The 21,350-nt window shown below is 54.0% G+C and carries 18 protein-coding genes; 9 read left to right on the forward strand and 9 right to left on the reverse strand.

Translation table 11 applies throughout. From position 1 onward, the window contains the following. The first annotated feature begins 2 nt into the window (after nt 1-2). A complete protein-coding gene (locus tag MT343_RS10520; RefSeq protein ID WP_145468388.1) occupies nt 3-590 on the forward strand; it encodes a uracil-DNA glycosylase family protein in 588 nt (195 codons plus the stop codon). Next, entirely contained in the window at nt 587-1,351 is a 765-nt protein-coding gene (locus MT343_RS10525; protein WP_145468386.1) for an SGNH/GDSL hydrolase family protein, read from the forward strand. The genes MT343_RS10520 and MT343_RS10525 overlap by 4 nt, the downstream gene beginning before the upstream one ends. Before the next feature lie 19 nt (nt 1,352-1,370). On the opposite strand, the gene MT343_RS10530 is transcribed toward MT343_RS10525, so the two are convergent. Together MT343_RS10530 and MT343_RS10535 are read right to left on the reverse strand one after the other, a co-directional pair. Next, nucleotides 1,371-2,168: a hydroxyacylglutathione hydrolase gene (locus MT343_RS10530; RefSeq protein ID WP_145468383.1), complete on the reverse strand. Its 798-nt coding sequence runs from the start codon at nt 2,166-2,168 to the stop codon at nt 1,371-1,373. A gap of 21 nt (nt 2,169-2,189) precedes the next feature. Further along, nucleotides 2,190-2,648: an HIT domain-containing protein gene (locus tag MT343_RS10535; RefSeq protein ID WP_145468381.1), complete on the reverse strand. Its 459-nt coding sequence runs from the start codon at nt 2,646-2,648 to the stop codon at nt 2,190-2,192. Nucleotides 2,649-2,785: 137 nt separating this feature from the next. On the opposite strand from MT343_RS10535, the gene MT343_RS10540 reads away from it, so the two are divergent. After that, entirely contained in the window at nt 2,786-4,000 is a 1,215-nt protein-coding gene (locus MT343_RS10540) for a GNAT family N-acetyltransferase (protein WP_145468379.1), read from the forward strand. Nucleotides 4,001-4,744: 744 nt separating this feature from the next. Here the strand turns inward: MT343_RS10540 and MT343_RS10545 are convergent. Next, nucleotides 4,745-6,469, reverse strand: coding sequence for an endonuclease/exonuclease/phosphatase family protein (locus MT343_RS10545; protein ID WP_145468377.1), 1,725 nt, complete (start codon nt 6,467-6,469; stop codon nt 4,745-4,747). Nucleotides 6,470-6,758: 289 nt separating this feature from the next. Between MT343_RS10545 and MT343_RS10550 the strand changes: the two genes are divergently transcribed. Beyond that, entirely contained in the window at nt 6,759-6,971 is a 213-nt protein-coding gene (locus MT343_RS10550; protein ID WP_145468375.1) for a hypothetical protein, read from the forward strand. Here MT343_RS10550 and MT343_RS10555 read toward each other — a convergent pair. Next, on the reverse strand, nt 6,950-8,074 hold the full coding sequence (locus MT343_RS10555; protein ID WP_145468373.1) for a GNAT family N-acetyltransferase/peptidase C39 family protein: 1,125 nt from the start codon (nt 8,072-8,074) through the stop codon (nt 6,950-6,952). The two genes, MT343_RS10550 and MT343_RS10555, sit on opposite strands and share 22 nt — an antisense overlap. Before the next feature lie 338 nt (nt 8,075-8,412). Between MT343_RS10555 and MT343_RS10560 the strand changes: the two genes are divergently transcribed. From MT343_RS10560 to MT343_RS10570, 3 genes are all read left to right on the forward strand, one after another. Beyond that, the gene (locus MT343_RS10560) at nt 8,413-9,885 is read left to right on the forward strand and encodes a RimK family protein (RefSeq protein WP_145468371.1); all 1,473 of its coding nucleotides are present in this window, start codon (nt 8,413-8,415) and stop codon (nt 9,883-9,885) included. A 136-nt stretch (nt 9,886-10,021) separates the two neighbouring features. Next, a complete protein-coding gene (locus tag MT343_RS10565; protein WP_145468369.1) occupies nt 10,022-10,807 on the forward strand; it encodes a substrate-binding periplasmic protein in 786 nt (261 codons plus the stop codon). 267 nt (nt 10,808-11,074) lie between these two features. Further along, nucleotides 11,075-12,202 carry a response regulator gene (locus MT343_RS10570; RefSeq protein WP_145468367.1) on the forward strand — a complete coding sequence of 376 codons (1,128 nt, stop codon included), beginning with the start codon at nt 11,075-11,077 and terminating at the stop codon, nt 12,200-12,202. Here MT343_RS10570 and MT343_RS10575 read toward each other — a convergent pair. From MT343_RS10575 to MT343_RS10595, 5 genes are all read right to left on the reverse strand, one after another. Then, nucleotides 12,193-13,233: a tRNA-queuosine alpha-mannosyltransferase domain-containing protein gene (locus MT343_RS10575; protein ID WP_145468365.1), complete on the reverse strand. Its 1,041-nt coding sequence runs from the start codon at nt 13,231-13,233 to the stop codon at nt 12,193-12,195. The genes MT343_RS10570 and MT343_RS10575 overlap by 10 nt on opposite strands. Next, the gene (locus tag MT343_RS10580) at nt 13,230-14,558 is read right to left on the reverse strand and encodes a type II toxin-antitoxin system HipA family toxin (protein ID WP_145468363.1); all 1,329 of its coding nucleotides are present in this window, start codon (nt 14,556-14,558) and stop codon (nt 13,230-13,232) included. Before MT343_RS10580 ends, MT343_RS10575 begins: the two co-directional genes overlap by 4 nt. After that, complete coding sequence (locus MT343_RS10585; RefSeq protein WP_145468361.1) at nt 14,552-14,914, reverse strand: helix-turn-helix transcriptional regulator; 363 nt, start codon at nt 14,912-14,914, stop codon at nt 14,552-14,554. Before MT343_RS10585 ends, MT343_RS10580 begins: the two co-directional genes overlap by 7 nt. A 169-nt stretch (nt 14,915-15,083) precedes the next feature. Continuing rightward, nucleotides 15,084-16,427 (reverse strand): 30S ribosomal protein S12 methylthiotransferase RimO, encoded by a 1,344-nt coding sequence (gene rimO / locus MT343_RS10590; protein ID WP_145468359.1) that lies wholly within the window; start codon nt 16,425-16,427, stop codon nt 15,084-15,086. 187 nt (nt 16,428-16,614) lie between these two features. Beyond that, nucleotides 16,615-17,874 carry a dicarboxylate/amino acid:cation symporter gene (locus MT343_RS10595; protein WP_243989384.1) on the reverse strand — a complete coding sequence of 420 codons (1,260 nt, stop codon included), beginning with the start codon at nt 17,872-17,874 and terminating at the stop codon, nt 16,615-16,617. Between the two features lie 290 nt (nt 17,875-18,164). Here MT343_RS10595 and MT343_RS10600 point away from each other — a divergent pair, with 290 nt between their 5' ends. Both MT343_RS10600 and MT343_RS10605 read left to right on the forward strand, forming a co-directional pair. Beyond that, nucleotides 18,165-18,869, forward strand: a complete 705-nt coding sequence (locus MT343_RS10600) for a pseudouridine synthase (protein ID WP_145468357.1) — start codon at nt 18,165-18,167, stop codon at nt 18,867-18,869. Between the two features lie 200 nt (nt 18,870-19,069). Further along, a complete protein-coding gene (locus MT343_RS10605; protein ID WP_145468355.1) occupies nt 19,070-21,340 on the forward strand; it encodes a DUF6351 family protein in 2,271 nt (756 codons plus the stop codon). The last annotated feature ends 10 nt before the right edge of the window (nt 21,341-21,350 follow it).

Below are 21,350 nucleotides of genomic sequence, written 5' to 3' on the forward strand. Positions count from 1 at the left end.
ACATGTCTGAGTTAATTCCACTGCTCAACGAGATTGAACATTGCACCCGCTGTGTTGCTGACCTGCCACTTGGGCCACGCCCGGTTGTCCGCGCGGCGGCAACATCGCGTCTGCTGATTATTGGCCAGGCACCCGGAACCAAAGTTCACGCCAGTGGAATACCCTGGGACGACGCCAGCGGCCAGCGACTGCGGCAGTGGCTGGGCATCAGCAATGATGTGTTTTATGACGACAGCAAAGTCGCCATTATGCCGATGGGATTCTGCTACCCGGGAAAAGGTAAAAACGGAGATTTACCACCGCGCCCGGAGTGTGCACCGCATTGGCATGCGCAGTTACTGGCAGCCATGCCCAATATCCGCCTGACGCTGTTAATCGGGCAATATGCACAGAACTACTATTTAAACGATGATTATCGCAACCTGAGCGAACGCGTTGCGCACTGGCGGGACTTTCCCCACGATTTTTTTGCCCTGCCGCATCCTTCACCACGTAATCAGCTGTGGCTGAAAAAACACCCCTGGTTTGAGCAGGAGGCAATTCCTGCCCTGCAACAACGTATTCGCCGCCTGCTGGAAAGCGCACCATGACATCACGACTGACGTTACTGCTCAGCTATCTGCTGTATCTGCCGTTGCTGCCGGTATTGCCCTGGATTATTTATCAGGGAAAAACCGTTAAACGCGATACCCTGCGCCTGCCTGAAGCCAGCGGGCTGCGCTCTGGCACTGAACCTAAATTACAACAGCCAGCGCACAGTCTGCTGCTGCGTCATATTGGCGAAAGCACCGTCGCCGGTGTGGGTATCAGCAGCATCAGCAATGGCCTCACCGCCTGTATTGCCCGGGCACTGGCCAGTGAACAATTAGCGGTGCAATGGCAGGCGATTGCACAAAGCGGCATCCGCGCAGCGCAGTTAAAAGACATCATTGCAGAAGAAGATAAAGCCCCGGAGCAAGCGCCATATCAGAAAGCACTGTTGCTGATTACCCTGGGCGTGAATGACACCACAGGTCTGACTGCTGCCCACCAATGGCGACGCCAGCTGCGCCGTATTATTCAGCATGAAACAGCCCACCTGCCGGCAGGAACTCAGGTTGTATTTACTCAGGTGCCGCCGATGCAGGATTTCCCTGCGCTGCCTGCCCCACTGAACCGCTTTCTTGGTTTGCGCGCCTGGCAACTGGATAAACAAATAAGACACTTATGCAGTAAGCAGGGCTGGCATCATGCGGCGATCAGCTTGCCGCTGCAGCCACAATGGATGGCAGAAGATGGTTATCACCCCAACGCTGAAGGCTACGCCCGCTGGGGTGAAGGAGTTGCGGACAGCATCCGCACATTGCTCTGACCAGAGCTGAGTGCGCTATTTACCACTGATCACGCAGGCTGCGCAGCGCCCGGAATACATCGCGATCACTGTCACCCAGCTGCGGAAAGTGCTCTTCTTTCAAACGCTCACGGATACGCGGCTCGTGCAGACGTAAAAACGGGTTATATTCACGTTCCTGCCCCAGCGTCATCACCGGCATATCGTCCGGAGAAAAGGCTGACACCTGATCAGCCCAGTAACCTGCCATCGCATTTCCCGGTTCCCGGTCGAGGGCAAAAGCCAGATTATTTTTCATATAATCGTGCCCCGGATAAAGCAAAGTTTCATCCGGCAATGGCAGCAGCTGCGACACAAAAGTATCGTACATAGTGTCGACATTACCGCCGTTATAACAATTACCGGCGCAGGCATTAAATAAGGTATCGCCGGAAAATAACACCGGCACAGGTTCGTGCTCCGACACCGGTGCCAGCAGGCATAAATGTACCGGTGTATGACCGGGCGTAAACAACACATTAAACCGTAACGTACCCAGTTCAATCACATCACCGGCATCCAGACCATGCGCCTGATTAGGGATTTTTCCCAGCGCATTTTTATGCGCCCAGATGGGCGCACCGGTTGCAGCCTGCACCGCCGGATTGCCGTCAATATGATCATGGTGCTCGTGGGTATTAATAATCAGCCGGATATCCAACCCCTGTTCAGCGGCTAATTGCACCATGCCTTCGCCATCCAGAGGATCAAGGGCAATGGCCTGACGGGTTTCTGCACAGGCGATCAGATAATTAAAATTTCTGAGCGGGTTATTCATAAAACGGCGTAACACAATCATATAGTTTCTCCGGCTCAGACATTACCAATAGACGTTGTTTTCTTCGTCATCCTCAGCGTGCAGGTCTTCAACAAAATGACTGGAAAATAAACTTTTCAGCTCATGCACACGCTCCTCCAGGGCTGCTGCACTGTACGGCACCGCCGGACTGTGTCCCCAGACAGGGCCCGGCCAGGCAGGGTCATCAGCGAAACGGGCTATATGGTGTACATGCAACTGAGCAACCACATTACCCAGCGCGGCGACGTTCATGGATTTGGCAGAAAAATGATCGGCCATTTTTTCCAGCACCCAGCTGGATTCTTTGGCCAGCTGCATCCGGTCTTCTTCAGACAGATGATAAATTTCAAACACATCGTTACGGGCCGGTACCAGAATCACCCATGGGTAACGGCTGTCGTTCATCAGCAGCACCTGGCTCAGTGGCAGGCGGCCGATCAGCGTGGTATCCGATTGCAGTCGTTCATCAAGACGGAACATAATTCCCTCCGCAGTAGTTATTCCAGTCATTATGATAGGCCTGAGACTGCGCAAGGTCACTGCTTTCACAGATAAGCTGACAAATATTCTGCCGCAGATACTGATATGCAACCCACAAAGACTACGGATCGCTCTGAATGAAGGATTTCCACCTGATCACCAGCATTAGCGCCATCCCTGAAACTCAGTGGCAAAAACTGCAGCGCAACAGCGCGGGGGATTATCCCTTTCTTGGTTACCGCTTTCTCGCTGCTCTCGAACACAGTGGCTGCATTGGCTCCGGCAGCAGCGGCAACAACAACGAAGACCATGAACACGACAGCGGCTGGCAGGTACAGTATCTGGTGCGCTTTGATACTCAGGGTGAGGCCGAAATAATCATTCCCTGCTACCGCAAAACGCACAGTTACGGCGAATATGTATTTGACTGGAGCTGGGCCGAAGCCTATCAGCGCTATGCGCTGGAATATTATCCCAAGCTGTTATGGGCCGCTCCTTTTACTCCGGCAAGTGGCCCCCGGCTGTTGCATAACGCTACGTCAGACATACAAGTACAGAAAGCCTGGCAGGATGCATTACAGGCGGTACAGGCATTTTGTTCAGCGCAGCAGTTATCCGGCTGGCACCTTAACTTTATCGCTCCCGGCGACAAAGTGCTGCTGGATACACTTTGTAAGTCCGCAACCACACAGGCAATGCCACCGGTACGCCGGCGCGGCTGCCAGTTTCACTGGTTTAATCAGGGCTATATAAGTTTTGATCATTACCTGCAGTCCTTTGCCAGCCGCAAACGCAAAAATGTGCGTAAAGAACGCCAGCGCCTGCAGGACATGAGCATCAATATTGTGCAAAAAACCGCCGATAATATCAGCGCCGCCGACATACACTTTTTTTATCAGTGCTATCAATTAACCTATTGGCGCCGGCGCTCTCAGGGCTATCTGAACGAAACGTTTTTTCAGTTATGCCGCCAGCATTTATCCCGACAAATGTTACTGGTACAGGCCGAAAAAGACGGCCAGCTTCTGGCCTCTGCCCTGTATTTTTTTGATGACACGACGCTCTACGGTCGCTACTGGGGTTGTCAGCAGGATATCGACGGTCTGCATTTTGAGGCCTGTTATTATCAGGGCATTGAATTCTGCATAAAAAATAATCTGCAGCGCTTTGATCCGGGCACCCAGGGAGAACATAAAATCAGCCGTGGATTTACGCCGGTCAGCACCTTCAGTTATCACCAGCTAATGCAGCCGGAATTCCAGCAGGCCGTTGCGCACTTTGCGCAGGAAGAAGAAGCTCAGGTTATTATTTATGAGCAACAGGCACGCAGCCTGCTGCCGTTTAAACGTTAACGCTAAACGACAACCATAAAAAAACGGAGCTGCTGTCCCACAGTTTTTAATCAGCACCGTAGCTAGCAAAAACAGCATTTTTTAACATCAAGGCCTGCTGCCTCCCAGGGGAACTTATCCCCTTGCCGGCGGGCCGACCCCAGCTTCGCGCTTTCTGGGCCGTATTCCTTGAAACCTTGATATCTACTGGCCGCGCGCCTCATCGGCCATCCATGGCCGGAGCCGCTTGTCCGCATCCCTGCGGACAGGCCAGACATATCAGCGGTTTCTGCGGCGGCCCCAGAGGCGCAGAAAACCGTCACCGCGATGTCGTTTTTCAAATCAAACGCATTCTTTTAAATATCATGTCTCAAACACGGTTTCCTATGAAATACGGCTGAGCGGGTTGCTGTCACCGGCGATCGTGCGGCGCCAGACAACCAGATGATTCTGCGGCCTTCAGAGCAAAACCCTGCCCCGGAACGATACAAATTGCTGTTGTTTTAAAATGTCGTTCCGGGGCGAATTGTTTTGCGTGCCGCATAATCATTGCCGTTGGCTGGAAGAAGCCGGACGCGCCGAAAAGAGAGGATTGTAAGGAGATACCTCTCCTTGCAGGGGGCCAGGGGCTTGCCCCGGAAAGGCGTTTCAGATTGAAAAACAGTCGTTGATGAATACTGTAGCTTGGAGTGACGATGTCACTCCAAGCTGTGGGACAGTAGTGGAGCTGCTGCTCCGTTTTTTATATCTGCTAAAGACTCCGCTTTATGGGCGAATCAGCACAAAGGTCTGATTAGCACCAATATCGGCGGAACCAGCACTGGCACCGGCACCACCGCCAAAATCAGCACGCAGATATTTGCCGTTATCCGCTTTCAGGGCCACGCGGTCATTACCGAGGTTTACCAGTTCAAACTGTGCTGCTGCACTGTCTTTACTGTGCCCGGTAGTCAGTGTGCCCAGCAGGTAAGAATCCAGACCAACATAACCGCCATTGCGCGCCTGCAGAGCCACCTTACCCTCAGCCAGGCTGGCCATAATAAAGCTTTCCCAGGTTCCAACCTGCGATGAACCCGCCGAGACAAAGCTGCCACCGCCGCTCATTGCACGCAGGAAGTGGCCATTCGCAGTCTGCAAATGCACAACGTCACCGGCATAAGGAAATGCGCTGCGGACGACATTGCTGTCGTCAAAGCGGAACAGGCCACGGGCGGCATAGTGATCCGATAAATCCCATTCGCCCCAGAGGTTATCCTGCAGCGAACGCGGCGCAATAATTTCCTGCGTGGCACTCACTGCCGGCTGGTTAACATTGCTGACCAGTGTGTAATCCAGATATTCCAGATACGGTGCTTCCGCCCAGTGGTTGGTGTTGGAATCAAAACTCAGCGTGTGGCCGGTATTCTGCGGCTCACGGGCATTCAGCACAGCTTCGAGATAATCACGATCCTGAGGCAGGCCGATTTTATTAACGTTAAAGTCACCGGCCATCAGCACCGGCTCATCGGCAGGCAGGTTCAGGCTGCGGATGTAATCCCCCATTTCCTGCAACTGGGCCAGACGGGCGTTGCGGTTGGCATCGTCATCGGACGACTGGGTATGGGTGGCGAACAGGTGATACGTTTTGCCCTGCTTGTTCAACTTCGCATAAATCACCCCACGCGTAGCCGCACACTGAATACCATCACAATCGCTGTAGGCGTGTGAATCTTCCAGCACGATTGGCCAGCGCGACAGAATACGGGTACCGGAACCCAGCACCTTACCGAGTTTAAAAATATCACCGGTCTGATACGGATACTCAGCACGCAACTCATCCAGCAGCGCATTGCTTTCTGCCAGATCAAACACTTCGGTCAGTACCAGCGCATCGTAGTCAGCCATCACCTGCGGCATTTGCGTCAGGCGGGTGGAAACTTTCTTCGAACCGAAAATTGTGGTCGCCCAGATGTTGTAGCTGAGCAGGCTGAAATCACCAGGGGCTCGTGCGGCAGGCTTATTATCCTGCTCCTGCAGCACATAACGGATAATGCCACCATCACTCAGACTTTCGCCTTTAACCGCCAGCGTGGCGGCGCGGCCTTCAATAGTCGCGGCCTGACGGTGAATACTGTCATCACTCTGGCCAGCCAGATTCCAGCCATTACCGCTGGCGGCAAAGCTGACGTTCAGACCGGTAGTATTTTGCTGCAATACAAACTGATCAGCATCGGAGCTCAGGTTCAGCACCAGACTGCTGTCAGTTGCGGCATCACGGATCAGACGGGCCAGGGTACGGGTTGCCAGCGGCGGTACTTCAGCACTGACCAGTTCAGCGTTGGCATCCCCCTGCAGACTGACCTGCAGGGTTTCCAGCGTGCTGTTGGTAAATACAATCTCGCTGTTCAGCGACTGCGGCGGTTGCGACATCGCCATCACAGCAGATGATGCCAGCAACAATGCAGCAGCACTGGCAGATGCAATGGGGCGGAAACGGACAAGGTTCAGCATATGGAATCTCTTTTTGTCGTCGTTAATTAACTTTTTGTCGTCGTTCGTTAAAACGTCGCTGTCAGCGGAGAGTATTCAGCGCAGTCCATCCGGGACTGCCGTACAGCATATAGCAGAACTCTTTGTTTTTGTTACGTTTTTTCGCGCCACTTGCGCTGTTTTCTGATGACCGGAGATCCTCCCGTACACAGTTCCGGCATAGGCTGAACGCCTCTCTTCTGGTATAAAGTGCCGCCCGGTCGCAGTATTCACGACCGGCACAGAGTCAGATAATCGCGGAGCAACAGGCATGGCATTACAGGCATACAAAGTGGAACAGGTTCTGGTATTTGCAACCCGTGGCACCGAAGCCAAGATGCTGGCGGCGCCGCTGATACGGCCAATGGAAGAATGGCGTGAAGATGTCGCCGGCTGGGTGGCGCTGCGCTCAGAGCGCGCGCCGGAATTTGACGAGCTGTACGACCCGCAACGTACCGAGCCTTACGTGCACGCAGCCTCCTGAACCGGCTGTGGCGATTCAGAGAGCAATACCGCCGCTCCATACTGTGCCGTGCCGTACTGAATCATGCGCGCCAGATTGTCGAGGCTGACCGGCACATAGAGGTTATCGGTCGCCACCTGATCCAGATCGGCATCCACATCCGGGTCATTGATATAGCCGTAATGGTCATCCACCGACACCAGCCACACCCAGTGCGGCGCTTTATTGCGGTTAAGACGCCAGGTGCTGATTAACAACAGAATGCGGTAACCAACCGCCAGCGCCTGACGCAGGTCATCCACACTTTTAGTGCCGACCTCGGTAATAATCCCGGCGCTGTCACAGCGCGCCTGAAAATCATCACCGACCAGCTGGATAACGTCACGCTTATGGGTACTGCGTACACCATCCAGAAACGCCACGCGAATATCCGACAGCCACAACTGCACCGCAAAACCACGACTGTGCGCCGCCAGAGCCAAACCTTGCGGTGAGGTTCCGCCGTGACCCGTGGTCAGATAAATAGTGGTCGCCTCGCGCCACAGGTTCAGCTCATGCAGGCGGTTAAGCACCACGTTTTTATCCAGACTGCGCATCGCCATCAGCAAGGCGGCCGGGCCGCAGGTAAAAGGTGTGGTCTGGGCATAAAACGGTATTTTATCCGGTACCGGAATTGCACCGCGCAGGTGTTTTTCCATACGCCAGCCATCGGCACCATCCTCGTAATACTGTTTGAGGGTACGCAACCGGCGGTAGCCATAACGCTCATATAAGGCCAATGCGCCAGCGTTGTCCTTGCGTACTTCAAGGCGCATAAATAATACGTGACGGGCCAGCGCCCGCTCTTCCACCCAGCGCAGCAATTGCAGCCCCAGCCCCTGTCCGCGGGCTTCAGGCGCAACCGCCAGAGAATACAGACGCGCCAGCGAGGTGCCGCGATGAAACAGCACCAGCGCATAGGCCTGGATGCCGCCCTGCGGATGATCCAGACACCAGAGCTCACTGTGCTCGCTGCGGATAAAATGGCGAAAGCGCCGCGCATTCAGACAGTCACCGCTGAATACCTGCGCTTCAAGTGCACTCAACGCCGCAACGTCGCTAATTTCCGCCAGTCGGGGATGCATAAAAATCCGTAATTTTCAGAGCCAGAAAAGATCAGCCGGACGCATAGCGCACGGTCTGATAATGCCGCTGAGCATAGTCTTCACCTCCGCCGAAAAAAAGTAGCGCCAGCGCTATTTTTTTACTGGCGAAAGTCGCGCCCCCTGCATACTATGATTTTTCAGCCAGCACTGTTCTGGTGCCGCTGCCTGCTGACGCTGACAACCGTCAGGCGATGGACTGCCCTTTTTCTTACGCCGCAATCCGGCACGAACCAGAGCGTTGATCCGGAGTCTGACCAGACGCCCTTTCGGGCTCAGCAACCACCTTATTTTATCGGTCTCATTCTGCGGAATATGTTATGAAACCTTTGCTCGTGCTTGTCGATCAGCTGACGGACTGGAGTCCGTTTTATCCGACCAATCAGGTGATTGCGATTGAGCAATACCTGCGCGACTTCGCCGAGACCCGCGGCTACGTCATCAACCTTTGCCGCGACTACAGCTACCTGAGCACAGGATACTATGGCTCTCTGCTAGCCGAGGCCCGCGGCGGTCAGGTATTTCCGTCGGTGCGCGCCATCCGCGAGCTGAACAGCTTTGAATCCGGCCAGCCGTTGCCACTGCGCTACGGACGTCAGCTCGACAGCCTCTACAAAAAACGCGATGCCGACAGCCAGCAGCTGCCGTTACGCATTTACTTCGGCCAGAGCGAACAGCCGGAGCTGGCAGCCGTTGCCCGCCGTATTTTTGATACCTTTGGTTTTCCTGTACTGGATATCATCCTGACCCGTCACCAGCCCGGTGTATGGACCATCAGCCGCGTGCACTGCTGTTCACTTGATGATCTGGACGATGCTGGCCAGACCCGCTTTGCCGAAGCACTGGATGCCTTCAGCCATAAAATCTGGCGTAACCGCCGTTCGGGTAAACGCTTTAAATACGACCTTGCCATTCTGCACAACCCGGAAGAAGCCTTGCCGCCATCCAACAAAGGCGCCTTAAAAGCCTTTGAAAAAGCCGGTAAAGACCTCGGCCTGAATGTCGATTTTATTACCTGGAAAGATGCGTCCCGCATTGGCGAATACGACGCGCTGTTTATCCGCGAAACCACCCGCGTGGATCATCACACCTACCAGATAGCCCAGAATGCAGAAAATCAGGGCCTGCTGGTGATCGACAGTCCCACCGACATTATGCGCTGCTCGAATAAAGTGTATCTGCACGAACGTCTGCAGCGCTTTGAAGTCGACACGCCGAAAACCCGTCTGATTATGGGTAACCAGCCCTATGATCTCGACGGTCTGATTGCCGAGCTGGGCTTGCCGGTGATTGTTAAAGTGCCGGACGGTTCGTTTTCTATCGGGGTGGAAAAAGCCAAAGACCGCGAACAACTGATTGAATGCATCGAGCGTCTGAGTCAGCGCTCAGCGATTTTACTGCTGCAGGAATTTATGCCCACCGATTACGACTGGCGCATCGGCATTATGGACAATCAGGTCATTTACGCCTGCCGCTATTTTATGGCCAAAAGCCATTGGCAGATTTACAACCACAGCGCGCGCTCGCATAAATCCGGCAATGCCGATGCAATGTCGGTCGATAAAGTTCCGAGAAAAGTCATCAAGACCGCACTGAAAGCAGCCAAGTGCATGGGTAATGGCTTTTATGGTGTGGACCTGAAAGAAAGCGGCGACCGCGCCGTTATTATTGAGGTTAATGATAACCCCAGCATAGACATGGGTGTCGAAGATCTGCACAGCGGCAGCCTGCTGTATCAACAGATCATGGGCATTATGCTGCGCAAACTGGACGAACTGAACGGACGCAAATAATAAAAAAATCAGTAGAAATCAGGACGCAGAAGTACTTCGGTTCTCTGCGTTTTATTTTGTAATTCCGGACACTCTGAACAAGAAGACCGCGCCACAGGTGTTACCATTAAGGGATCATTCATGCCAAGGCCTTCTTATGCCCAAGTACCTTATCCTTTTACTGCTGTCTTTCAGCAGTCTGTTTGCAGCCGCGGAAACCGCCGAAAAAAATTCAGTTTTCAATCGTGAAAATATCAAGTCGATCAGTGTGGTTGCCCCCGAATGGGAAGGTTTTACCAACGCTGATGGTACCGGGCTCTATTGGGAATTACTGAAGGCGATCTACGAGCCGGCACAGGTTAAGGTGAAAACAGCCAACGTCCCCTGGAACCGGGCGATGAAGATGGTTACCAAATACCGTGTTTACAACGCCATTGCCGGTGAATACAAAGAAACCGAAGAAGACCTGCTTTTTCCGGACTACGCCATCGATGTGGAATACATGTCTGTATTAACCCTGGCTAAACGCAATCTGCCCTGGAATGGCAAGGCCAGCCTGAGTAATAAAAATGTCGGCTGGATAAAAGACTACGATGTTATTGAAGCGGACCAACGTGACTTTGAATTGCTGGAATACCGCACCACTGCACTGGGACTGGAACTGCTCGAAGCCGGAAAAATTGATTACCTGATTGATGAGTGGGACGAAATTGCCGCGACCGTAGCCGCCAACAATCTGGATATGACGCACTACGTTATGAACGAAATGCCTGAAGGCACCGACATCTACATCGGCTTTGCCAACACACCACTGTCGCAGGTTCTGATTGATATTTACAACGAGCGCATGCCTGTCCTCGGGCGGGAAAATAAGCTGCTCCCGATCTATAAAAAGTGGGACGGCGAGCTTCCGGCATCGGTCAAAGAGGCCTTAAGCAAATAGCACCTCCAGTCCGGGTCTGTTAAACCCGCATTAACAGACCCGCAAATGCGCACAATCCGGAAAAACCGCAGTCGTCCCCCCCCCGCTGCCTTCTATCCCGCCATAACCTGCTGTAAAACCACGCAAATCCGCAGATGCCAGCCCCAACATTGCCCCCTCGTCTTCCGCGTCTAGACTGAGAGATAACGTCCACCCGTTAACTGCGGGCCAGAAAATAAGGCCTCCGGCCAGGGATCAGCCATACAGCCGTAGTAATGGAGAAAACGCATGACACCCCAACCACTGATTTATATCGTCGATGACGCTGCCGACAACCGCCTGCTGCTGCGTAGCCTGCTGGAAGACAAATACCGTATAAGCGAAGCTGAATCAGGGGAACAATGCCTGAGCATGCTGGAGCAGGAAGAGCCGGACCTGATCCTGCTGGATATCAACATGCCGGGAATCAGTGGCTACCATACCTGCCTGACAATCCGTAAAACGGCGCGCAGCGCGACCATTCCGGTGATATTTGTTTCTGCCAGAGACAGTGCCGAAGAGCGTCTTGCCGGTTTTGAAGCCGGCGCCGATGATTACCTGACCAAGCCCATTGACGGCACCCTGCTGCTGGAAAAGATTGAGTTTCATCTGCAGCGTTGCCTGTCACGCAAGCAGGCCATTGCGCAATCGCACGAAGCCATGAATGTGGCGATGGAAGCCATGACCAGCTCCAGTGAGCTGGGCCAGATTATCCATTTTGTAAAAGAAGTTCAGGCCATTCAGAAAGGCAGCGCCCTCGCCGTTGCCATTATGACCGTCGCAGCCCAGTTCGGCCTCAACTGCTGCGTGCTGATTGACGAAGCGGAACCGGTACTGCTGGGTTGCACCGCCGGTTCGATGGAGGCAAAAGTTCTGATGAAATTCCGCAATGTCGACCAGCGGATTACCCATTTGGGTGTCCGCACCGTTATTCACAGCGGCATGGTAATTATTCTGATCAAGAATATGCCCCTGGACGATGAAGCCCGCTATGGCCGCCTCAAAGACCATCTGGCGGTGCTCGCCGATATTGCCAATGGCCGCGCGCAGTCCATTGCTGCGGAGTCCAATCTCAGCCAGCAGCGTACACAATTTTTGCGTGACCTGATTGCCCTGGCTGAAGACAACATCCGCCTGACCAGTAATGATATTAATGCCTATACCGAAAGCGTCACCAACACCGTCAGCGACATGGTGATTCGCCTCGAAGGCATGTTATTCAGCCTTGGCCTTGAAGAGGATCAGGAGAAAAAATTAATGAAACTGGCGAATCAGACGACCGCCAGGCTGGATGATATGGCGGGAAAAGCCAAAGATATGGATGGTAACCTGAGCAAAATTCTCGAAGCGCTGTACGACCTGCTGGCTCAGCAATAACGTAACCATTGCCGCCAGGCATCGGCAGAACTGGTCACTGCTGCCGGTGGTAAACAACCGTCTTTGCCAGAGAATACCGCACGGATAACAGCAACCGCCGCATCAGTATCAGCGGGCGGGTAACGCAGTGCTTCAGGATATTGTTCGCGATAACACAAATCATCAGGCACCACAGGTACGGCTCCGGCACTGACCGCTTCATGCACCGACAACCCCTGAAATTCATGGATGGCCGTACTGATAACCACTTCAGCAGCCCCCAGCCAGTATTCATAATCAGCACGGCTGACCATAGCATCGACCAGAATCTGTGCAGAAAACTCATTGCGGATATGGGTTAATGCCGCCGGTATTTTTTGCGCCCGTGCACCCAGCAGCGCCAGTTTAAAATCAACGCCCTGAGCTTTCAGTAACTGCAGTAACTGTAAAAACGATTCAGGCTTTTTGTCGTATTCCCAGCGGTGATTCCAGACAATAAGACCGGGGATTTTTTTACCGGCAGCCACGGAATTAACCGGCACCGGCAGCACGGTTGATTTTTTCCTGAGACGATCAGATAACGACGACGGTTTACAATCCGGCAGTTTTTTTAACAGTACATCCACACCGGTTAAAAACGTCTGGCGATTAAAATCCGAATTAAATAAGCATTCATCGGCTGCCAGCGCGCCATACAGCTGTACCATCATCGGATCAACCGAGTTGTGCTGACCTTCCCCCTGCGGATAGGCAAACTGGTTTTCGTGAAAATAATAACTGACCGGTACCGCCGCCAGCTGCGGAAACAAACCCTTAATAGTGGCGATATCCACCATCGAGGTGGCCAAAATACGCTCAGGTTGCCAATCGTGCAGAAGCTCAGGCAATTCATCCAGCCAGCTCAGCGGATTACCACGGATGCGCCAGCGATAATAACGTCCGGGTAATTCCAGCACACGCCAGTCGGCGGCCAGATTCTGTGTCAGCCATTTCGCCCAGCTGGCATGACTGTCAGAGCGATAGGCAGACAGCAGAAGAATTTTTTTACTCATAAAGTCAGCCGCAGATTCGCCGTAATTTCATTCACCAGTGACAAAGGCACACCCTGTTCTTTTGCCAGCTGCGGCCAGCGGGAAACCTGCTCAATGACCTCATCAATAACCGTATTAAGTTTTCTACGACTGAACAACGGACTGAGCTTTTCCAGTGAATAGATATCCTCACGGGTAAAGGCATCACGCTTGCCATTTAAACTCATCCAGTGGCTGTTCACCCAGGGGCTACCGGGTTTATAGCTGTATGCAAGGTCATAGGCCGGCGCCAGCGACCATTTCCGGTTAAGGTACAAAAACGCGGTATTTTTGGCATGATCATCATGATTGCGGGCAACGATATTAAATATCATACGGCGCAGAATCTGTTCCGCTTCAGGCGCACTCAGTTTTAACCGGCGCGCTACGGCAAACAATTCGGCGTAGGAAAAACTGCCCGGTTTTTTGTAATCCACATGCGCCAGACCATTAAGCGTCTGCATATGTATTTTGTCGTTACCGGCGCGGTCAAATCGCTGGGTCAGAAAATGGCGGCGATCACCTTCTGCCAATAAATAACAGGGCATCATCTGAATACCACAGGCCTGGGCCATCTGCGCATAAACGTATTCCATGGCACCATAACCCATAGGATCACCAAAGGTTTCTGTATTCTGATTGTGCTCACTGACACCATCAAACTTCATCAGATAATGACTGAACCCTGCCGGTACATCGGTCTGCCCGGAGCGTGCCTGAGTAAAATTCTCGTTAAAGGCCAATACCGCTTTAGGCCGTGCGCCGCCAGCACTCATACCCACCGACAACAGCGCCAGCATGGCTTCTTTATCATCAGCACCGTACTGATCAAGTGTCACCTGAAAATCACTGCGCTTATCGAGAATATCCTGCGCGATTTCCACCAGCGCATGAATTTCCACCTGCTGCGAGGCATTCAGACTTTTCAGCCGTGTTGCCGGTGCAAATTCCAGAGCACCCATGCCGCGCTTACCTGTGTACTGCAGACGCTGCAATGGCGTGATGTCCTGCGGGCGCTTACCGCGACTGGCAACCCAGGCGTTTAATACCGCATTACCAAAGTCATCCGGCAGTGAGTCGGCAATTAAACCGGGTAAGCCCTTAAAGGTGGCGAAGCCGAGTTGCGGAAACCGATAGACACCCGCCGCCAGAGGCATTGTCAGAGGTGCCAGCTCGATGCCGCTGCGGATAAATTCCGGACTGTATTCGAATGCCCCCTGCCCGGTAGTGGTATCAAAGCTGACCGCTCCTACAGAATGGGTGACAGCACCTTCGGCATATTGCACCCGGATCGCCTCCATCACCATGAGCCGTCCTCCTCTGCCGGCCCCGTATCAGCAGCCTGTTGCCCCAGCCCCAAACCTGAAGCCCGCTGGCGACGCTTACCCTGCAGCTTTGCCAGCTGCAGAGGCGATAAGGTCTGCGGCGGCAGAAACTGATCCAGCTGCGACACCTGATTCAGCGCCTGCAGGAGAGCAACAAAGACTTCCAGCGATGCCTTGCCCTTTTCGGCATTGATCACGACTTTACGGCTGACACCCGCCTGCTCAGCAACCTGAGCCTGAGTCAGGTCCTGATTCAGCCGTGCCAGTTTCAGCCGCTCACCCAGCAGTTCACTGAGGGCAGCAGGAGACAGATCGGAATAAGACGATACAGACGACATAAAGTTACCAAAAAGGGACTTAAATACCAGTAATGAACATTAAGATCCCATCAGGGAACATTAAAGTCAATACATTATAAAGACCCAAAAACAGGACTTTAATAGTTAAAAGACAAAATAAAGTCCCTAAAAAGGGACTTTATAAGATCATCATGTTTTCAAATAGGTATCAGGCCACCGGTGATGCCCACAGGTCGTATTCGTCGGCGTGTTCGATTTCAACCTCGACAAAATCGCCCGGCTGGCAATCGAAGAAATCGTTCAGATACACCATGCCGTCAATGTTCGGCGCATCGGCGGCAGAACGGGCAACCGCGCCCTCTTCATCCACTTCGTCGATAATCACCGTCATACGGCTGCCGATTTTACGCTGCAGCTTACGCGCACTGATCGCCTGCTGCGCCTGCATAAAGCGGTCAAAACGCTCCTGCTGGATCTCTTCCGGCACATGATCCGGCAGATCGTTGGCTTTCGCACCTTCCACCGGGCTGTATTTAAAGCAGCCAACGCGATCCAGTTCCGCTTCTTCCAGCCAATCGAGCAGCATCTGGAAGTCTTCTTCGGTTTCACCGGGGAAACCGACCACAAAGGTGGAACGGATCACCAGATCCGGTACCTGGGCACGCCATTTATGAATACGCTCCAGCGTGTTTTCGGCATGAGCCGGACGCTTCATCAGCTTCAGAATGCGCGGACTGGCGTGCTGGAACGGGATATCCAGATACGGCAGGATTTTACCTTCGGCCATCAAAGGCATGATGTCGTCCACGCTCGGGTACGGGTACACATAGTGCAGACGCACCCAGGCACCCAGTTCACCCAGCTCTTTGCACAGGTCGTAGAGCTTGGTTTTAACAGGCTTACCATCCCAGAAACCGGTACGGTATTTCAGATCCACACCATAAGCCGAGGTGTCCTGCGAAATCACCAACAGTTCACGGGTGCCTGCCGCCACCAGACGCTTGGCTTCGTCCAGCACATCACCAATCGGACGGCTAACATGCTTGCCGCGCATATCCGGAATAATGCAAAAGGTACAGCTGTGGTTGCAGCCTTCGGAAATCTTCAGGTAAGAGTAATGACGCGGTGTCAGCTTCACACCCTGTGGCGGCACCAGATCGATATACGGATTATGTTCCTGCGCCACCGGCGGCACCCACTCGTGCACGGCGGTCATCACTTCTTCATAGGCTTGCGGGCCGGTAACGGCCAGAATGCCGGGGTTCAGCTCTCTGATGGTCTCGGCATCTTTGCCTTTGCCCATACAGCCGGTCACGATCACCTTACCGTTTTCGGTCATGGCCTCGCGAATGGCATCCAGTGACTCCTGCTTGGCGGCATCGATAAAACCACAGGTATTCACCACCACCACGTCGGCGTTGTCGTAGCTGTTCACCACGTCATAGCCGTCCATTTTCAGCTGGGTCAGGATCTTTTCAGAATCCACCAGCGCTTTGGGACAGCCAAGGGAGACAAAACCAACCTTGCCGGAAGACAATTTGCCATCGGACATAACACAAACCTCACGGAATAAGGCCGCTGCCCTCGTTGATCACTCCACTGTTTTTATTGCGGCGCGGGGCAGCGTACCGGAAACAGAATTGGCGCGGATTGTACAGAAGTCGGCAGACAGAGTCATTGCAGAGACTGTGCTCAAACCTGCCTATTTCACTGCCTGTACCGCCCTGAACCACCGGAGTTCAGCCCAAGCGTTCATTTACCACCACCGAAGCAACTAGGTCGCCTTCGACATTCACAGCTGTACGCACAGTGTCGAGGATTCGGTCAATCGGCAGCAGAATGGCGATGGCTTCGGCCGGTAATCCCACCGATTGCAATACCATCACCATGGTCACCATGCCGGCACTGGGAATACCCGGCGCTCCCATAGAGGCAACCATTGCTGTCAGCATGACAATAATCTGCTGCCCGACCGATAAATCCACCCCCGCCAGATAAGCAATAAACAGCGCCGCCGAGGCTTCATACAGCGCTGTACCATCCATATTCATGGTTGCACCGACCGGCAGTACGAAACCGGCAACATCATTACGTACGTGCAGCTGCTCTTCGGCACACTTCAGGCTGACCGGCAGCGTCGCGGCACTGGAACTGGTGGCAAATGCTGTAACCAGCGCCTGGCGGGTTCCGCGCCACAGCCACAGCGGCGATTTGCGCGTAAACACATACAGCAGGCCAGGCAGTACCACGACACCATGAATCAGTGTGATGGCAAAAATCAGCAGGATAAACTCCCCCATGGTACGCAACAGCGCCATATCCTGGGTGGCCATCAGTTTGGTCAGCAAAGCAAACACACCCAGCGGGGCGAGGTACATAACCCACTGAATAATGAGCATCAGCAGCTCCAGTAACTCCTGCAGCACACCCAGCACCTGCTGTTTGCGTTCACCCGCTTTAACCATCGCCGCACCGAGAAACAGGGCAAACACCACCACGGGTAAAATTTTGCCATTGGCCATCGCCTGCAGCGGATTCAAAAACAAACTGTGCAGAAACTGGGCAAGAAATTCAGGGCCACTGAGCTGAGTGACTTTGACGCTGGCCATACTCTCAGCAAACATATCCAGCTGCAGTCCATCCCCGGGTCTGACCCAGCCGGTGGCGATCAGTGCCAGAATCATTGCCAGCATCATCGACAGCACAAAGAAACCAAAGGTATAGCGCCATACCCGGCTGGCCTGACGATGAGCCTGCAGATGCGCCACACCGGTTACGATGGAAGTAAAGATCAGCGGAATTAGCACCATTTTCAGCAGATCGATAAACACGCCACCGGCCAGACCGGCAACGTACAGAATCTGTTCGCGGGTCTGTGGCGCAGCATTCTGGCCATTCAGCCAGTAACCGAGCAGCAACCCGGCCATGGCGGCGATCAGAATCTGAGTATTGATACCCGGCCAATAGCTGCGTTTTTTCCACTTATCTTGCTCTGTCACACCCTGCCCCCTTTGCTGTTCGCGGCTTTCTGTTCTGCGCGTATCGTTTTTAATTATTGTTTAATTTTCGTGCGGTTCTTTTTTGAATCTATCCAATGGCCTGCCGGCTGGCGCTATTAAAGCATGCTTATCTCTGTTGCAAAGCGCTGCCGGCGAACTCTCGGCCGGAATACTTTGTCTCACTGATGCCGTCCGTTAGCTCTGCAGTAAAACCCGGAACAAACCGGCAGGACAGACGCATTCTCTGCGGCGTGATAAAATGCGGCCACATTCTTTTTCTGCAGTCCATCATGCGTCTCGATAAATTCCTTGCCGACACCACCGACCTGACCCGCTCGCTTGCCACCAAAGCCGTTAAATCCGGTCGTGTACTGGTCAATGGCGTTAAGCCCAAAAGCGCATCCGCCAAAGTGACTGACAGCGATGAAATTACCCTCGATGGTGAACGCTTAATTCTGCAAACTGGCCACCGCTATATTCTGCTGCACAAGCCAGCCGGCTATGTCTGTGCCAACCGCGGCAGCGCCCATCCGCTGGTGTTTGATTTACTCAAAGGCATCACCAACCGGCTGGATATGCACACCGTTGGCCGTCTCGATCTGGATACCACCGGCCTGCTGCTGATCACCGACGATGGCCAGTGGTCGCACCATTTAACCTCACCGCGTCACCACCAGCCGAAAGTGTACCGTGCCTGGCTGGCCGAAGACCTGTGTGCCGACGCCGAGCAACGCTGTGAGCGCGGCATTTTGCTCGACGACGACCCGGTGCCGACCAAACCGGCCCAACTGCAACGCATCAGCGACCGTGAAGTACTGCTGACCATCCATGAAGGCCGTTACCATCAGGTTCGGCGCATGTTTGCCGCCATGGGTAACCATGTCGAGCATCTGCACCGTGAACAGGTGGGTGAGTTTGTCCTTGATCCTGACCTGCCGGTGGGTGAGTTCCGCGACCTGACCGAAGCTGAAATTGCCCTGCTCGCTGGTGGCTGAACAGCAACATTCAGACCTCCTGCCGCCATCTTTTTTTGTAACCATCCGAAGCCCGCGCCGGGCGCTGCCTGCAGCCTGATTGACTCTGGCTCTGGCGGCCCGGCCAGCACTGAACGATGCTCCAAAACGACAACCAAAACTACAAAATGTAACTCAGCTCCTGCTACCAGCTTCTAGACTGGAAGTATAAGGAGCACGCCATGCCCAAACTGAACCGCGCCAAAATAAACATAATGCTGCTGGTGATTGTTCTGTTGCTGACCGGCAGCGCCGGCATTGCTTATCACTATTACCTGCAACTGCGTCACGAAGCCGGACTGGACTCCGATTTTCCACAAGTCGTTGGCTTACCACCCGGCAGCCGGCTGGCAAATATGCCGCCTTATAACGGTCCGCATCCGGCCCTGAGCGAGCGACCAGCCGAAACCTTTGCGTTTCCGATCGAGTTCGGTGCCACCGGCCCCGATGAGCCATTATTTGCCGGGCCGAATCAGTACCCCTTTTTATGTCAGACCGAAGAGTCCCATCTGGGTCAGCCGTTAATCGACAATACCCGTGGCTGGGGCATTCCGGTGTACGCCGAAACACTGGCAGGCCAGCGCTCGCAGTATGTAATCGGCTACAGCAAAGACTGCTCGCTGCCCACCCGGGTGCATTACCTGTATTACCGCAACCAGCAGGAAAGCTTCCCAAGGCGCGTCGATGACAACATTGACCCGGTTCCCGACGATCATCAGCTGCTGGTCCGTGCCGAAAGCGGCACCATCAACCGTTTTATGTACGTTCTGCTGCTGCCCACCAGCCGCGCCGACCAGCTCACCAAACCCGACCTGTCACGCTGGAACGGCAAGCTGATTTATTACTTCCGCGGCGGTATCAGCATTGGTTTCCAGCAGGGCAAGCTCAGCCTGCAGCGACTGACCCGCGATATGCGCAAAGCACTGGAACAGGGCTATGCCGTGGCCTTTTCTACCGCCAACGAAACCGACAACACCTACAACATCCGCCTGCAGGAAGACACAGCGCTGCGGGTGAAACGCCAGTTTGTCGCACGTTATGGTGAACCGGCTTTTACCATCGGTATCGGTGGCTCAGGTGGCGGCCTGCAGCAGAACCTGTTTGCCCAAAATCAGCCCGGTATTATCGACGGCGGTGTTGCCCTGATTGCCTACCCGGATATGGTCACCCAGATTCACTACACCCTCGACTGCGAATTGCTGGAATACTATTTCGATCATCTGGCCAGCGACCGGGATTTCTGGCGCAACCCGGCACATCGCCAGGCCATACTGGGGTTAAGCGTCAGTAACGGGCGCCAGCCGCGCCTCAGCTGGCTCACCGATATTGCCCAGTTGCTGCGGCTGGAATGGCCTGACCCAACGCCACCGGCGTCGGAATGTAACAGCGGCTGGCGCGGTTCGGTGCCTCTGGTGAACAACCCGCATTTTCACAGCGATTACCACCGTTTTGCCCGTGCGGTGCGGGAACGAACCTACTGGACCCACTGGCAGGACAACCGTGATATTTACGGCACCGATAAAGACGGCCGTGCACCTTCGCCCTGGAGTAACGACGGCGTGCAATATGGTCTGCAGGCGCTGAAAAACGACACCATCAGCATGGCGCAATTTCTGGAACTGAACCGCCGCGTCGGCTCGTGGCAGCCAGCAGAAGACATGACAGAAGAGCGCTACTGGCACGTCAGCGGTGATTCGCGGCTGTATCGCTTCACCCCCTACGGTGAGCACAATATGACCCATCACGGTGTTAACAGCGCCTCCCCGGAACAGCCTGCACCACGCTTTAACGGCAGTACCGCCGCCGCAACAGCGGCTTATCAGTCGGGTAATGTGTTTATGGGTAAGCTGAACATTCCGGTAATGGATGTGCGCATGTACCTCGACCATGAACTGAATATCCACCATACCTGGGCGGCCTTATCGACCCGTCAGCGGTTACTGAATGCCGGCACGGATATCCGCCTGCAGCCGATCTGGATTTCGCACAAACCCTATAACCCGATGTGGGATGCCATTGCCGTGATGGATCAGTGGCTGACCCGCGCGGCCCTCAACAACGGCGACCTGATTAATGCAAGGCCACCGGCAGCCACCGACCGCTGCCTGAGCAGTGAAGGCGATGTAATCTACGAAGGAGAACAGGTCTGGGATGGTCGCTGGAACCAGCAGCCTGACGGCAACTGCACCCGGCTAATGCCTTTCAACCAGAGCAGCCGGCAGATTGCCGGAGAATCCATTGCCGGCAATACCTTTCAGTGTGCGTTGATTCCGGTTGAGCAGGCGATCGTTGAAGGCTTTTACGGCGATATCGATGCCTCCCCGTACCGCCAGCAACTGCAGACCATTTTCCCCAACGGCGTTTGTGATTACCGTCAGCCGGACCAGGCACTGCCTGTAGAGCTGGCACGGGAGCTGAAAACAGTGCCAGGCCAGCCAATAGCGGATCAATAAAAAAGGTGTA

This window comes from Venatorbacter sp. C2-1, from assembly GCF_022832715.1.
GTDB lineage: Bacteria > Pseudomonadota > Gammaproteobacteria > Pseudomonadales > Oceanobacteraceae > Venatoribacter > Venatoribacter alkanivorans.

Coding starts and splice junctions, on each gene's coding strand:
- MT343_RS10530 (WP_145468383.1), bottom strand. CDS start 2,168: ATGATTGTGTTACGCCGTTTTATGAATAACCCGCTCAGAAATTTTAAT.
- MT343_RS10520 (WP_145468388.1), top strand. CDS start 3: ATGTCTGAGTTAATTCCACTGCTCAACGAGATTGAACATTGCACCCGC.
- MT343_RS10525 (WP_145468386.1), top strand. CDS start 587: ATGACATCACGACTGACGTTACTGCTCAGCTATCTGCTGTATCTGCCG.
- MT343_RS10535 (WP_145468381.1), bottom strand. CDS start 2,648: ATGTTCCGTCTTGATGAACGACTGCAATCGGATACCACGCTGATCGGC.
- MT343_RS10555 (WP_145468373.1), bottom strand. CDS start 8,074: ATGCATCCCCGACTGGCGGAAATTAGCGACGTTGCGGCGTTGAGTGCA.
- MT343_RS10575 (WP_145468365.1), bottom strand. CDS start 13,233: ATGAGTAAAAAAATTCTTCTGCTGTCTGCCTATCGCTCTGACAGTCAT.
- MT343_RS10540 (WP_145468379.1), top strand. CDS start 2,786: ATGAAGGATTTCCACCTGATCACCAGCATTAGCGCCATCCCTGAAACT.
- MT343_RS10565 (WP_145468369.1), top strand. CDS start 10,022: ATGCCCAAGTACCTTATCCTTTTACTGCTGTCTTTCAGCAGTCTGTTT.
- MT343_RS10570 (WP_145468367.1), top strand. CDS start 11,075: ATGACACCCCAACCACTGATTTATATCGTCGATGACGCTGCCGACAAC.
- MT343_RS10585 (WP_145468361.1), bottom strand. CDS start 14,914: ATGTCGTCTGTATCGTCTTATTCCGATCTGTCTCCTGCTGCCCTCAGT.
- MT343_RS10580 (WP_145468363.1), bottom strand. CDS start 14,558: ATGGTGATGGAGGCGATCCGGGTGCAATATGCCGAAGGTGCTGTCACC.
- MT343_RS10550 (WP_145468375.1), top strand. CDS start 6,759: ATGGCATTACAGGCATACAAAGTGGAACAGGTTCTGGTATTTGCAACC.
- MT343_RS10600 (WP_145468357.1), top strand. CDS start 18,165: ATGCGTCTCGATAAATTCCTTGCCGACACCACCGACCTGACCCGCTCG.
- MT343_RS10605 (WP_145468355.1), top strand. CDS start 19,070: ATGCCCAAACTGAACCGCGCCAAAATAAACATAATGCTGCTGGTGATT.
- MT343_RS10560 (WP_145468371.1), top strand. CDS start 8,413: ATGAAACCTTTGCTCGTGCTTGTCGATCAGCTGACGGACTGGAGTCCG.
- MT343_RS10545 (WP_145468377.1), bottom strand. CDS start 6,469: ATGCTGAACCTTGTCCGTTTCCGCCCCATTGCATCTGCCAGTGCTGCT.
- rimO (WP_145468359.1), bottom strand. CDS start 16,427: ATGTCCGATGGCAAATTGTCTTCCGGCAAGGTTGGTTTTGTCTCCCTT.